The sequence below is a fragment of the Mycobacterium intracellulare ATCC 13950 genome, assembly GCF_000277125.1.
In the GTDB taxonomy this organism is placed as follows: Bacteria; Actinomycetota; Actinomycetes; order Mycobacteriales; family Mycobacteriaceae; genus Mycobacterium; species Mycobacterium intracellulare.
Genome location: NC_016946.1, coordinates 4619545 through 4632717 on the forward strand (window position 1 = coordinate 4619545; position 13173 = coordinate 4632717).

Consider the following 13173-nt stretch of genomic DNA (forward strand, 5'->3'; position numbering starts at 1 on the left):
GCCCGGCGGAGCCGCCGGTTTAGAGCTTGGAGACTTGGCTGAAGGTCAATTCGACCGGGGTTTCGCGGCCGAAGATCGACACCAGCACCTTGAGTTTCTGCTGCTCGCCGTTGACCTCGCTGATCGTGGCCGGCAGCGTCGCGAACGGGCCGTCCATGACCGTGACCGATTCGCCGACCTCGTAGTCGACCTCGATGGCCGGGCGTTCCAGCCCCCCGGCCTCGGCGGCGGTGGCGGTTGTAGCCGCCCCCTTGGCGGCCTTCTTCGTCGCGCCGCGCGGCAGCAGGAACTTCACCACGTCGTCGAGCGTCAGGGCCGACGGGCGCGAGGTCGCCCCGACGAACCCGGTGACGCCGGGGGTGTTGCGCACCGCGGCCCACGAGTCGTCCGTCAGGTCCATGCGCACCAGGATGTAGCCGGGCAGCACCTTGCGATTGACCTGCTTGCGCTGGCCGTTCTTGATCTCGGTGACCTCTTCGGTGGGCACCTCGACCTGGAAGATGTAGTCGCCGACGTCGAGGTTCTGCACCCGCGTTTCGAGGTTGGCTTTGACCTTGTTCTCGTATCCCGCGTAGGAGTGGATGACGTACCAGTCGCCGGGCTTGCTGCGCAGTTCCGCCTTGAGCGCGACGGCCGGGTCGACCTCTTCGGCCGGCTCGTCGGGCGCCCCGGCAGCGTCGGCGGCCTCGTCCGTGGTCGCCTCGTCCGTGGTCGCCTCGGAAACCTCGGAGGTCGCCGTGTCGTCAGAAACCTCGGCAGCTTCCGTGGTCTCTTTCAGGTCGACCGCGTCACCCGCGGACGGGTCACCGTCGAAGCTAGTCACGGTGTCAGTCCTCTCTGTCACTTTTCACAGCGGCGTCGCTCGCTCAGCCGAACACCAACAGCACCAGCTTGGTCAGGCCGAAATCCGCCAGGCCGACCAGCGCCACCATGAAGGCCAGGAAGGCCAGCACGACGGAGGTGTACGTGAGCATCTGCTTGCGGTTGGGCCAAATGACCTTCCGCATCTCCGCAACGACCTGCTTGAGGTAGTTGTAGACGAACAGGAACGGGTTGGCCCGGCTGTCCGCGGATTTCTTCGGCTTGGCGGCCTTCTTGGCTTTGGCGCCCTTCTTGGCCTTGTCCTTGCCGGAGGCTTCGATTTCGTCCGGCGACGCGGCGTCGGCATCCTCGCCGGCGTCGGCCGCCTTCTGGCGGGACCGCTTACCGGTCGGGCGTTGTGGCCGCGTCACCACCGCCGTCCGGACACCGCTCGCGCGGCCCTCCGTCGTGTCAGTGCCGTCGCTTGCGGCGTCGTTGGCAACGTCGCCTTCGTCGCTCACCGCACGCTCCTTTGTTTGCTAGTACCCCGAGAGCCGTCCCATCGGTGGCGGCGCACCTTCCAGTGTCCACCATGGCACATGCTCATGCCCATGGTCCGGCTCCGTCCGTCTTCAGCAGGGGCGACAGGACTTGAACCTGCAACCTGCGGTTTTGGAGACCGCTGCTCTGCCAGTTGAGCTACGCCCCTTCGCGGTTGGCAGGCCAACCTGCGCTTACCTACCGGGGCTTACATGACACGCGCGCCTTCCGATTGCTCGACTCACGGAAAGCGCGCTGATGCTGGGAAAACCCCGAGGTCCGAGTGTACATCGACGCGGGAGTCAGATACTAATTACGCCGTTCTGACGACCTGGCCGGACTCCGAGTCCCAACGCAGGTTCGCGGAGTTGTCGGCGTACTGGCCCATCAGCGTGGTGTAGGCCTCTAGGACCACCTCGTCGTTCTCGTCGGTGCAGATGTTCTTGGTGACGACGATGTCGGCGCCGAAACGCTCGTCCACCGAAACGATGTCCATCCGGGCCCACAGCTTGTCGCCGGCCTTGATCGGCTTGGAGAACACGAACCGCTGGTCGACCTGGACGATCACCAGCGTCTCCATGCCGATGTCGACGTGCCGGAAGAAATCCAGCTGGACCAGTTTGGCGAAGATGGTCCCGAAGGTCAGCGGCGCGATGATCGCGTCGTGGCCGAGTTCGGCGGCGGCGTCCTCCTCGAAGTGGGCCGGGTGGCGGTTCTTGATGGACAGCGCGAACTGGCGCAGTTGTTCACGGCCGACGACGAAGTAGTCCGGGTAGCGCCAGATCATCCCCCTGATGTCTGTCTTGAGCGCCATGCGCTATGCCAGGGTCGCGGACGCGATGGCCCTACCGAAGATCTTCTTGCCGCCGGTGGTGGCGGTGAGCGCGATGGTCACGGACTTGGTTTCGGGATCGGCGGACTTGACGCGGCCGTTGAAGACCAGCTCGGCGCCCTTGCCGTCGTTGGGCACCGGCACCACGGCGGTGAACCGCACGTTGTACTCGGTCACCGCGCCGGGGTCACCGATCCACGCGGTGACGTAGCCGCCGCCGATGCCCATGGTCAGCATGCCGTGCGCGATCGCGGTCTCCAGGCCGACGACCTTGGCCATCTCGTCGTCCCAGTGGATCGGGTTCAAGTCGCCGGAGACGCCCGCGTAATTCACCAGATCCTGTCGGGTCAACGGGTAGGTCTTCTCCGGAAGCTGGTCACCCACCTTCACGGAGCTGAACTCACGCAGTGGCATCAGAAAATCCCTCTTCTCCATCCTCGCCGGCACGGCCCGCCAGGGTCGTATAGGTCTCTTGCACGACGTCACCCGCCTCGTTGGTGATGACGTTCTTGGTGACGATGATCTGGGTGCCGTGCGACACCCGCACCGAGTCCACGTAGACGTCGCAGTAGAGCTTGTCCCCGGCGACCAGCGGCGCGAAGAACTTCAGCACCTGGTCGACCTGCACGATCTGGGCGTCCTGGACGGCGACGTTGGCGTGCTTGAAGAAGGCCGTCTGCGCCGTGTAGCCGAACACGCAGACGAAGGTCAGGGGGGCCGGCAGCCCCGAGTAGCCGAGGTCGGCGGCCGCCTTCTCCTCGAAATACGCCGGGTCGTCGTGTTTGACGGCGACCGCGTACTCGCGGATCTTCTCCCGCTCTACCTCGTAATGATCGGGGTAGCGGTAGTGCATCCCGACGATGCTCTCGGTTAACGGCACGGTTCTTAAACTACCTAGTCAATCGGAGTAAACGCTGGCGGGGCGCCGCTAGCGTGTCTCGCGATGCGCCTGGTGCTTACCGCAGTTGGGGCAGAACTTCTTCAGCTCCAGTCGGTCCGGGTCGTTCCGGCGGTTTTTCTTGGTGATGTAGTTGCGGTGCTTGCACACCTCGCATGCCAAGGTGATCTTCGGCCGTACGTCGGTACTGGACGCCATGACGGTTCTCTCTCGATTCTTGAAAAGATCTGTGCTGTTCTGTTGTAGCGATGGCCGGACTCGAACCGGCGACCTAACGATTATGAGTCGTTCGCTCTAACCGACTGAGCTACATCGCCTCTGGCCACCCCGTTTTGGGTCGGGGCCGCCACGCCTGCTCGGCGTCCGCCGAGCCCCCTAACGGAATCGAACCGTTGACCTTTTCCTTACCATGGAAACGCTCTACCGACTGAGCTAAGGGGGCCGTTCACCCGAAGCGATCAGTCGCGCGGGCCTAAAAGAGGGTACAACCCGGCTCGCAGCGGCACCAAACCACGAGTACCGATGGACAGCGGCCCGCGGTGGTCACCCGAAATGCCCGGCTCACCCGGTCTCGCGGGAACGGCGAGGCCGCCACGCGTTGAGGTCGCTGAATTCGTCGTACTCGTCTTCCTCTTCGTCGGAAGCTCCCTCACGAAGCAGGGTGCGCAACGCGAGATTGACGGCCTCACGCGCGTCGGCGACACGGAAGCGCTGGATCGCCTCGTCGACCAAATCGAGGTCGACCTCGATTTCGACCTTCTTCCTCATGCGCCAACAATACCCACTGGCAACGGGCCCAACCCGGTGCTCCGAAGGGGTGTCGCGCCGCCGCCGGGCGGCGCGAACCAAGCGGTGGCGGACTACCCGCCGGGCCGCCGCGATCCGGGTCCTAGTCTGGTCACGTGTCAGATGACCGGCTCTACTTCCGTCAACTGCTCGCCGGCCGCGACTTCGCCGCCGGCGACATGTTCGCGACGCAGATGCGCAACTTCGCGTACCTGATCGGCGACCGGCAAACCGGGGACTGCGTGGTCGTCGACCCGGCGTATGCCGCCGGTGATCTCCTCGACACCCTCGAGGCCGACGGCATGCACCTGTCCGGGGTGCTGGTGACGCACCACCACCCCGACCACGTCGGCGGATCGATGATGGGCTTCTCGCTGGCCGGCCTGGCCGAACTGCTGGAACGGGCGCCGGTGCCGGTGCACGTCAATACCCATGAGGCGCTGTGGGTTTCGCGAGTCACCGGGATCGGGGTCGGCGACCTGACCGCGCACGAGAACCACGACAAGGTCAGCATCGGCGACATCGAGATCGAGTTGCTGCACACGCCCGGTCACACCCCGGGCAGCCAGTGTTTTCTGCTCGACGGCCGCCTCGTCGCCGGTGACACGTTGTTCCTGGAGGGCTGCGGGCGCACCGACTTCCCCGGCGGCGACTCCGACGAGATGTACCGCAGCCTGCAGCGGCTCGCGACCCTGCCCGGCGACCCGACGGTGTTTCCGGGGCATTGGTATTCGGCGCAGCCCAGTGCCTCGCTGTCGGACGTCAAGCGGTCCAACTATGTGTATCGGGCCGCGGACCTTGACCAATGGCGAATGCTGATGGGTGGGTGATCGCTCGATGGGCCCCTTCGGCGTCCGGCCCTGTGATATAAGCGGAGGGTGGATTCCATGGGTTGGATCCAGGACAGCTGGCATGGGGTCACGCACGTCGGGTCCAGCACCTGGATAGCGTGGGCAGCGTGGGCGGCGATCGCCCTCGCCGTCGTCACACTGGTCTTCACCAACAGCCAGATCACCCGCAACCGCCGCGCCGCCGCCGAGCAGACCCGCCCGCACGTCGGGGTGTTCATGGAGCCGCATTCCGCCGACTGGCACGTGATCGAACTCGTGGTCCGCAACTTCGGCCAGACCGCGGCCTATGACATTCAGTTCTCGTTCGACAATCCGCCGACCGTGGCCGAATACGAAAGCGCCACCGACGGCTACGCCGATGTCGTCGAACTGCGCCTGCCCCGGGAGCTGCCGGTGCTGGCGCCCGGCCAGGAATGGCGCCTGGTGTGGGACTCCGCCCTCGACCGCGCCGAGATCGGCAGCGGCATCGAGTCGCGTTTCACCGGGACCGTCAGCTATTACGACCGCCCCGACCAGCCGCGCGGATGGCGATTCTGGCAGCGCGAGCGTTCTCCCCTGCGCACCGACGTCGTCCTGGACTGGGACGCCCTGCCACCCGTGCAGCGCATCGAGTTGATGACCACCCACGACCTGGCGAAGCGGGAAAAGGAAAAGTTGGAGCTGCTGCGCGGCCTGCTGACCTATTTCCACTACGCCAGCAAGGAGACCCGGCCCGAGGTTTTCCGCAGCGAGATCGAGCGGATCAACGCCGCGGTTCGGGAGACCCAAGACCGTTGGCGCACCCGCCAACTCGACGAACCCACCGATGTGAGCCTGCGCTGGAGTAACGCCGAAGACGATCTGGGCAAACACCACAACCAGTCCGCCTGACGGGAAGGAGCAGGAGCACCCATGACCGCCCCGGTCCACTACAGCACCAAGGACTCCCTCGCCGTCATCAGGATGGACGACGGCAAGGTCAACGCGCTGGGCCCGACGATGCAGCGGGCTCTGGGCGACGCGATCGACCAGGCCGAGCGGGACAACGCCGGGGCGCTGGTGATCACCGGCAACGAGCGGGTGTTCAGCGGCGGCTTCGACCTGAAGATCCTCACCTCCGGCGAGGTGCAGCCCGCGATCGACATGCTGCGCGGCGGGTTCGAGCTGGCCTACCGGCTCCTGTCGTTTCCGAAGCCGGTGGTGATGGCGTGCACCGGCCATGCGATCGCGATGGGGGCGTTCCTGTTGTCGTCGGGCGATCACCGGGTGGCGGCCCACGCCTACAACATCCAGGCCAACGAGGTCGCGATCGGCATGGTCATCCCGTATGCCGCGCTGGAGATCATGAAGCTGCGACTGACGCCGTCGGGGTACCAGCAGGCCGCGGGGCTGGCCAAGACGTTCTTCGGCGAAACCGCCCTTGCCGCAGGCTTTATCGACGAGATCGTGCTGCCCGAGATGGTGCTGGACCGCGCCGAGGAAGCCGCCGCCGAATTCGCCGGCCTCAATCAGCGCGCGCATGCCGCCACCAAGCTGCGCGCCAGGGCCGACGCCCTGGCCGCCATCCGCGCCGGCATCGACGGGATCGAGGCCGAATTCGGGCTCTAGCCCGCTGATTTGCCCCTGGCTGAAGTGGTTTCGGGGCCCGCTGCCGGGGAAGTCCACGCCTGTGGCCACAGATCGCATCGCGGATCCCTGGGGGGCGCGCACCCCGTACGAGCCCGGCACCCCATGGCCGGACCGGGTCGACACCTACCTCGCCGACGGCATCACCGCCGAGTCGGTGGACCGCTGGGTGCAATCGGCGGCGGTGCTGCACTCCAACGGCGACGGTCTGGACATCGCCGTCAAGGACGGCCGCATCGTGGGCGTGCGCGGGCGCGCCGTCGACCGCGTCAACCACGGGCGCCTCGACCCCAAGGACCTGTTCGGCTGGCAGGCCAACGCCTCCGCCGACCGGCTCACCACCCCGATGATCAGGGAGCGCGGCGAGCTGAAGCCGTGCGACTGGGACACCGCCATGCAGCGGATCGTCGACCGCAGCAAGCAGCTGCTCGACGGCTACGGCCCCAGCTCGATCGGCTTCTACACGTCCGGACAGTTGTTCCTGGAGGCCTACTACACGCAGGGCGCCATCGCGCACGGCGCGATCGGCACCAACCACGTCGACGGCAACACCCGGCTGTGCACCGCGACGGCGGCCGAGGCGCTGAAGGAGTCGTTCGGCTGCGACGGGCAGCCGGGGTCCTACACCGACGTCGACCACGCCGATGTCATCGCGTTGTTCGGGCACAACGTCGCCGAGACGCAGACGGTGCTGTGGGCGCGGATGCTGGACCGGCTGGCCGGGGCCTCGCCGCCGGCGATCGTCTGCGTCGACCCCCGGCTGACGCCGGTCGCCCGGCACGCCACCGTTCACCTGGCGCCGGTGCCGGGCACCAACGTCGCGTTGATGAACGGGCTGCTGCACGAGATCATCGGCAACGGCTGGATCGACCGGGACTACATCGACTCGCACACGGTCGGTTTCGACGAGCTGCGCGGCCGGGTCGAAGAGTTCGGACCCGAGCGGGTCGCCGACATCTGCGGCGTGCCGGCCGAGGACATCCGGCGCGCCGCGCAGCTGCTCGGCACCGCTAAGCGGCTGCTGTCCACCGTGCTGCAGGGCTTCTACCAGTCGCACCAGGCCACCGCGGCGGCCGTGCAGGTCAACAACATTCACCTGGTGCGCGGCATGCTGGGTAAGCCCGGCTGCGGGGTGCTGCAGATGAACGGGCAGCCGACGGCCGAGAACACCCGCGAATGCGGCGCCGACGGCGACCTGGCCGGTTTCCGCAACTGGTCCAACGACTCCCACGTCGCCGAGCTGGCCGCGTTGTGGAACCTCGAGCCCCTGCAGATTCCGCACTACGCCCCGCCGACGCACGCCATGCAGATGTTCCGCTTCGCCGAGGAGGGGACGCTGCGGATGTTGTGGGTCACCGCCACCAATCCCCTGGTGTCGCTGCCGGAGCTGGCCCGCATCCGCGACATCTTCTCCCAGGAGCGGCTGTTCCTCGTCGTCCAGGACATCTTCCTGACCGAAACCGCCGCGCTGGCCGACGTCGTGTTGCCCGCCGCGGCGTGGGCCGAGAAGACCGGCACCTTCACCAACGCCGACCGCACCGTGCACCTGTCCGAAAAGGCCGTGGATCCACCAGGTTCCGCGCGCCCGGACCTCGACATCTTCCTGGACTACGCGCGCCGGATGGACTTCCGCGACAAGGACGGCCAACCCTTCCCACCCTGGACCGATGCCGAGTCGGCGTTCGAGGCGTGGAAGCAATGCAGCGCGGGGCGGCCGTGCGACTACACCGGTCTGAGCTATGCGAAGCTGCGCGGCGGCAGCGGCATCCAATGGCCTTGCAACACAGAACATCCCGACGGCACCGAGCGTCTCTACGCCGACGCGAAGTTCTGGGCGGAACCCGACTACTGCGAGGCCTACGGCAAAGACATGATCACCGGCGCCCCGCTGCAGCCCGACGAGTACCGCTCGATGAACCCCTACGGCAGGGCGATCATCAAGGCGGCCCAATACGTTCCTCCCCATGAGCGGACCAGCCCGGATTTCCCGTTCGCGCTGATCACCGGACGCACCGTCTACCACTTCCACACCCGCACGAAAACCGCGCGGGCACAGCAACTTCAGCGGGCCGCCCCCGAGGTCTGGGTCGAGGTCTCGGCCGGCGACGCGCGCCGGCTGGGCATCGCCGACGGCGACCTGGTCGAGGTGAGCACGCCGCGGGGCTGCATCAGGTGCGCGGCGCGGGTCTGCGGTATCCGCGACGGCGTGTTGTTCGTGCCCTTCCACTACGGCTATTGGGATGCCGGGACCAACGGGCATCACCGGGCCGGCAACGAACTCACGCTGACCGATTGGGACCCGGTGTCCAAGCAGCCGATCTTCAAGACGGCCGCCGCCCGGCTGCGCAAAAGCCGGATGCGGCGAGCCGGCGGGAACGGCGCCTCCGCCGCCCCGCGCGCGGCGGTTGCCGAAGCCTTGGGGGGTCAGGCGTGAAGCTCAAAATGGCGCTGCGCGAACTGCACCGCTCCGAATGCAAGCTGGCCCACGAACTCAACGTGGTCGCCGCGCGACACCACAGCGACCAGGACGTCAGCCACCTGGCGCAGGACCTGGCCGGCTGGTCACGCCATCACCTCGCCGAGTTGGCGCGGCACGGCCGCCACTACGGCCTGCACCTGTCCACCGATCCCCGCACCGGCGCGATCACCGGTTTCCTGCAATCGCGCCTCAGCGGCCTGCTGCGGCACCGGCCGGAGCCTGGGGTGATGCTGCTCGCCGACCTACGCCGGATTCACCGCCTGTCCGCGGGGGTGTCGCTGGACTGGGAGCTGCTGGCCCAGGGGGCGCAGGCCGCCAAGGATTCCGAACTGCTGAGCCTGGCCTCGCGCTGTCATCCCGACACGCTGCGCCAGATGCGCTGGGCCAACGCGATGCTCAAAGAGCTTTCGCCGCAAGTGTTGATGAACTGAAACGGCGAACGCGGTGGCCGCCATCGGCGGCCACCGCGTTCCTCTCGCCTCCTCGCCGCCAGTCTGGCACGTGCGCGACGAGCCGTCACTTCACCCGGCGGGGGCGACGGCTTACCGGAACCGGTCCAGATAAGCCGGCCAATCCCACGTCGACAGGAACGCCTGCGCCGCCGCATAGCCGCTCTCGTACAGCTCTTCGAGGCGGCCCTTGGGGATGTCGAAGTCGAGCACGCCGACATCGGTCGACTCGACCGCGATGGCGCGGGCCGCCACCCACGGCCGGCTGAGATGGGTCTGGTCGTGGCCGGCCAGCATGGTGGTGACCAGGCTTTCCAGCAACGCCGTCTGTTCGAAGAAGCGCAACGGTTTCAGGGCCGGCATCACCGCGCCGATGCCCTCGGTGAGCCTCGGCAGCACCGTGATCCCGAACGTGGGCCAACGCGGGGCCCTGCCGTCGGGGCGGTCGAAGGTGTCGATCGGGAAATTCGACAGCACGCCGCCGTCGATTAGGGTGGACGTCGAGCCGTCGACGCCCGTCAGCTTGACCGGGCGATAGAAGAACGGGATCGCCATCGAGGCGCGCACCGCGTCGGCCACCGGCTGCTCGTCGGGGTCCAGGCCGTAGAGCCGCCGAAAGTCCCACGGGAACCGCACCAGCTGCGCCGCTGTCAGGTCGGCGACGGTGACCACCAGCTTGTCGCGCCGCCCCTCGAGCAGGCGGTCGTCGTCGAGGTGCAGATCGCCGAAGCGGGTGACCCCGAAGTTCTTCAACTCGCTGCGGATCCAGTCGTAGGCCACGTCGCCGCGGTACATGCTGGAATCGGTGACCAGCCCCCAGGCCGCACCCAGGTAGGGCACGGGTCCGGCGTCGCGCCACTTACGCAGGGGGACCGAGAACGCGAGCTCCTTGACCTGCGCGCCGGTCAGCTGCCCATCGGTGGATCCGGCCGCCAGGATCGCCGCGACCACCGAACCGGCCGAGACCCCCGACACCCGCTTGATCGAATATCCGGCATCCATCAGCGCGACGATGGCGCCCACCAGCCCGATGAACTTGACGCCCCCGCCGGAGAGCACCAGATCGACGGGCTTCGGCTGGTGTGCGGTGGATTCCATCTACCGCTCCGACGAAACCCATTGATAGGGAAGGAATTTCCCGTCGAACGTGACCACGACGCGGTCACCGGACGGGTGCGGCTTCTTCTGGATGTCGACGCTGAAGTTGATCGCGCTCATGATCCCGTCGCCGAACTGTTCGGCGATCAGCTCCTTGAGCGCTCCGCCGTAGACCTGCAGGGCCTCGTAGAAGCGGTAGACGGTCGGGTCGGTCGGTACGGCGGTGGGCAGGCCGCCCCGCATGGGCGCCGCCGCCAGCACGGGCACCACCGACTCGTCGAGGCCGAGCAGCTCGGCCAGGGTCTTTGCTTGCTCGACCGGAATCGGGTGCTGCCCGAGCAACGCCGCCGTCGTCCACACCACCGGCCTGTCGATGGCGTCGGCCAGTTGTTGCCACGTCAGCCCCTTCGCCAGGCGCGCGACGACGATCTGTTCGGTGAGTTCGGTTCTCGTCATGGGTCCCAGCATGCACGTCGGCCCGATCGCGCCTCAGCCCGGTTTGGTCGCGGTGACCAGCCGCGTGGAGAACCACGGGCCGCCGTACCACATCCGCCAGCCGAGGTTGCGCCGCCGCACATTGCGCCAGCCCAGTTCGCGCAGCCGCTCGGCGTGCTGACGCGTCTCCCAGAGGTCCGCGATCGCGAGCCGGCCGCCCGGCCGCAGCACCCGCACGGCTTCGTCGAGCGCCCGCCGCCGGCCGGCGTGGCCGTCGATGTTGTGGATGGCCAGGTTGCTCACGACCACGTCGACGCTCTCGTCGGCCAGCGGCAGCGCGGTCACGTCGGCGGTGCGCACCTCGACGCGGTCGGCGACGCCTTCGGCGACCGCATTGGCCAGCGTGGCCTGCCGCGAGTTGTCCGTCTGGTCGGCCTGCCACAGGTCGACACCGATCGCGCGGCCCCGCGGCAACCGCTTGGCCGCGGCCAGCAGCACCGCGCCGCGCCCGCACCCGAGGTCGAGCACCGTCTCGTCGCCGGCGAGCCGCAGATCGCGCAGAACCCGGTCCCACACAACGAATTTCCCGGACCGCGTCGCGTACATGTACAGGAGCGCGTTGCCGGCGATGCCGGCGCTCGACACCGCCGCCAGCCCCGCCCGGAGCCGCTTGCCGCGCGCCCAGCTGATCGCGGCCAAGACGGCCAGGGCGACAACTTGAGCGCCGACGCCCAGCGCCTGGGTTCGCGCCGAGAACTTGTGAAACGAACCGTCGACTCCGTAATCGCCCTGGTGGTCATGCATGCCCCTCAGCTTACGACTCAGCAAGTCGCCGAAGGTTTTTCACGCGTCTCACCACCGGCCGTGATGCACCACCTCGGAAAACGGCCGGCGATTCGGTGTGCGGATCGGGCGCAGCGGGCGATCGGCGGGATAGCCCACCCCGAGCAGGAAAGCCACCAGGTGATCGTCGGGAACACCCAGGATGGCGCGCGCCTTCTCCTGATCCCCGACCGACGAGTGGCCGGTCCCGATTCCCAGGTCGGTGGCCGCGATCATCATCGCCATGGTGGCCTGGCCGATGTCGTAGTTGTCGGTGACCACCCGGCGCTCGTCGGGCGGCACCGGCGCCACGATCGCGATCGCGGCCGGCGCCGCGGCGATATGGCCGGCGCCCCGCCAGACCGTGGACAACTCCTGCAGCTGGGCGCGGTCGGTGACGATGACGAAGTCCCAGGGCTGACGGTTTTTGGCCGACGGCGCACGCCAGCCGGCTTCGGCGATCCGGTCGAGGTCCTCGTCGGAGATCGCCCGCGGCTGATACTCGCGCACATTGCGCCGCGCGCGGATCGCGTCCCAAGCATCCATCTGGTTCCCTCCCTCGCGGCTGTTCCCCAAGTATCGACGAAGCCCGCCCAAGTTTGCGTACGACGAAATCGGGAAAGTCGTGGTGACGTGGTGAACCACCCGGGCGGGCGGCTCGTGAACAACTGAATGCCCCAAGTCAGAAAGGCGGGTGGCCGCCGTGGCAGAGCACCTGACGCCGCACTTCGAAGAGGTCCAAGCCCACTACGACCTCTCGGACGACTTCTTCCGGTTGTTCCTCGACCCCACCATGACCTACAGCTGCGCGTACTGGGACCGCGGCCGAGATATCACGCTGGAAGAGGCCCAGCTGCGCAAGATCGACCTCTCGCTGGGCAAGCTGGGCCTGCGGCCGGGGATGACGCTGCTGGACGTGGGCTGCGGCTGGGGCGCCACGGCGCGCCGCGCGATCGAGAAGTACGACGTCAACGTCATCGGCTTGACCCTGTCGGCACACCAGGCCGCCCACGTGCAGAAGCTCTTCGACTCGATGGACACCGAACGCAGCCGCCGGGTCCTGCTGCACGGCTGGGAGGAGTTCGATGAGCCGGTGGACCGGATCGTCTCCATCGGCGCCTTCGAGCACTTCGGGTACGACCGCTATGACGATTTCTTCGCGATGGCGCACCGCCTCCTGCCCGACGACGGGGTGATGCTGCTGCACACGATCACCATGCTGACCCCGCAGCAGATCGTCGAGCGGGGCCTGCCGATGACCGAGGAGCAGACCAGCTTCAACGAATTCATCGCCACGGAGATCTTCCCGGGCGGGCAGTTGCCGGCCATCGAGATCGTCGAGTTCCACGCGTCCAAGATGGGTTTCAACCTCAAACGCCGGCAGTCGCTGCAGCTGCACTACGCCCGGACCCTCGACCACTGGGCCGAGGCCTTGGAGGCCCACCACAGCGAGGCCGTCGCGATCCAGTCCGAAGAGGTGTATCAGCGCTACATGCGCTACCTGACCGGCTGCGCCGACGCGTTCCGGGCCGGCTACATCGACGTCAACCAGTTCACCCTGGCGAAGTAGGCACCCC

17 protein-coding genes and 3 tRNA genes are annotated in these 13173 nt (G+C 67.4%); 6 read left to right on the forward strand and 14 right to left on the reverse strand.

All coding sequences use genetic code 11. The features are described 5' to 3' along the window. Window positions 1–19: 19 nt before the first annotated feature. From nusG to OCU_RS46375, 10 genes are all read right to left on the reverse strand, one after another. Window positions 20–823 carry a transcription termination/antitermination protein NusG gene (gene nusG, locus OCU_RS46330; RefSeq protein WP_009957382.1) on the reverse strand — a complete coding sequence of 268 codons (804 nt, stop codon included), beginning with the start codon at window positions 821–823 and terminating at the stop codon, window positions 20–22. 43 nt (window positions 824–866) lie between these two features. After that, window positions 867–1322, reverse strand: coding sequence for a preprotein translocase subunit SecE (gene secE / locus OCU_RS46335; protein WP_014381148.1), 456 nt, complete (start codon window positions 1320–1322; stop codon window positions 867–869). 115 nt (window positions 1323–1437) lie between these two features. Next, window positions 1438–1510 (reverse strand) — tRNA-Trp (locus OCU_RS46340). Between the two features lie 144 nt (window positions 1511–1654). Then, a complete protein-coding gene (gene hadC, locus OCU_RS46345; RefSeq protein WP_009957384.1) occupies window positions 1655–2155 on the reverse strand; it encodes a (3R)-hydroxyacyl-ACP dehydratase subunit HadC in 501 nt (166 codons plus the stop codon). Between the two features lie 3 nt (window positions 2156–2158). After that, on the reverse strand, window positions 2159–2587 hold the full coding sequence (hadB, locus tag OCU_RS46350; RefSeq protein ID WP_009957386.1) for a (3R)-hydroxyacyl-ACP dehydratase subunit HadB: 429 nt from the start codon (window positions 2585–2587) through the stop codon (window positions 2159–2161). Further along, a complete protein-coding gene (gene hadA, locus OCU_RS46355) occupies window positions 2574–3026 on the reverse strand; it encodes a (3R)-hydroxyacyl-ACP dehydratase subunit HadA (protein WP_014383315.1) in 453 nt (150 codons plus the stop codon). The genes hadB and hadA overlap by 14 nt, the downstream gene beginning before the upstream one ends. Before the next feature lie 75 nt (window positions 3027–3101). After that, the gene (gene rpmG / locus OCU_RS46360; RefSeq protein ID WP_003898538.1) at window positions 3102–3269 is read right to left on the reverse strand and encodes a 50S ribosomal protein L33; all 168 of its coding nucleotides are present in this window, start codon (window positions 3267–3269) and stop codon (window positions 3102–3104) included. A 45-nt stretch (window positions 3270–3314) separates the two neighbouring features. Beyond that, a tRNA-Met gene (locus OCU_RS46365) sits at window positions 3315–3388 on the reverse strand. A 52-nt stretch (window positions 3389–3440) separates the two neighbouring features. Continuing rightward, a tRNA-Thr gene (locus tag OCU_RS46370) sits at window positions 3441–3513 on the reverse strand. Between the two features lie 119 nt (window positions 3514–3632). Beyond that, on the reverse strand, window positions 3633–3839 hold the full coding sequence (locus tag OCU_RS46375) for a type II toxin-antitoxin system VapB family antitoxin (protein WP_009957392.1): 207 nt from the start codon (window positions 3837–3839) through the stop codon (window positions 3633–3635). Between the two features lie 134 nt (window positions 3840–3973). On the opposite strand from OCU_RS46375, the gene OCU_RS46380 reads away from it, so the two are divergent. The 5 genes from OCU_RS46380 (at window position 3974) to OCU_RS46400 (ending at window position 9223) form a co-directional block, all read left to right on the forward strand. Further along, a complete protein-coding gene (locus tag OCU_RS46380) occupies window positions 3974–4687 on the forward strand; it encodes an MBL fold metallo-hydrolase (RefSeq protein WP_008260952.1) in 714 nt (237 codons plus the stop codon). Window positions 4688–4744: 57 nt separating this feature from the next. Next, entirely contained in the window at window positions 4745–5578 is an 834-nt protein-coding gene (locus tag OCU_RS46385) for a hypothetical protein (protein WP_036459709.1), read from the forward strand. Between the two features lie 21 nt (window positions 5579–5599). Next, window positions 5600–6295, forward strand: a complete 696-nt coding sequence (locus OCU_RS46390) for a crotonase/enoyl-CoA hydratase family protein (protein WP_014381151.1) — start codon at window positions 5600–5602, stop codon at window positions 6293–6295. A gap of 61 nt (window positions 6296–6356) precedes the next feature. Continuing rightward, window positions 6357–8747 (forward strand): molybdopterin oxidoreductase family protein, encoded by a 2391-nt coding sequence (locus OCU_RS46395; protein ID WP_014381152.1) that lies wholly within the window; start codon window positions 6357–6359, stop codon window positions 8745–8747. Next, entirely contained in the window at window positions 8744–9223 is a 480-nt protein-coding gene (locus tag OCU_RS46400; RefSeq protein ID WP_014381153.1) for a hypothetical protein, read from the forward strand. Before OCU_RS46395 ends, OCU_RS46400 begins: the two co-directional genes overlap by 4 nt. A gap of 111 nt (window positions 9224–9334) precedes the next feature. Here OCU_RS46400 and OCU_RS46405 read toward each other — a convergent pair whose 3' ends face one another. From OCU_RS46405 to OCU_RS46420, 4 genes are read right to left on the reverse strand one after another with little or no spacing between them, the layout of a single operon-like run. After that, window positions 9335–10339 (reverse strand): patatin-like phospholipase family protein, encoded by a 1005-nt coding sequence (locus OCU_RS46405; protein WP_014381154.1) that lies wholly within the window; start codon window positions 10337–10339, stop codon window positions 9335–9337. After that, on the reverse strand, window positions 10340–10795 hold the full coding sequence (gene cynS, locus OCU_RS46410; RefSeq protein ID WP_442587018.1) for a cyanase: 456 nt from the start codon (window positions 10793–10795) through the stop codon (window positions 10340–10342). A gap of 33 nt (window positions 10796–10828) precedes the next feature. Further along, the gene (locus OCU_RS46415) at window positions 10829–11578 is read right to left on the reverse strand and encodes a class I SAM-dependent methyltransferase (protein WP_014381155.1); all 750 of its coding nucleotides are present in this window, start codon (window positions 11576–11578) and stop codon (window positions 10829–10831) included. 48 nt (window positions 11579–11626) lie between these two features. Further along, window positions 11627–12142, reverse strand: coding sequence for a nitroreductase family protein (locus OCU_RS46420; protein WP_009957403.1), 516 nt, complete (start codon window positions 12140–12142; stop codon window positions 11627–11629). Between the two features lie 157 nt (window positions 12143–12299). Between OCU_RS46420 and OCU_RS46425 the strand changes: the two genes are divergently transcribed. Further along, window positions 12300–13166: a cyclopropane mycolic acid synthase family methyltransferase gene (locus OCU_RS46425; protein WP_008260968.1), complete on the forward strand. Its 867-nt coding sequence runs from the start codon at window positions 12300–12302 to the stop codon at window positions 13164–13166. The last annotated feature ends 7 nt before the right edge of the window (window positions 13167–13173 follow it).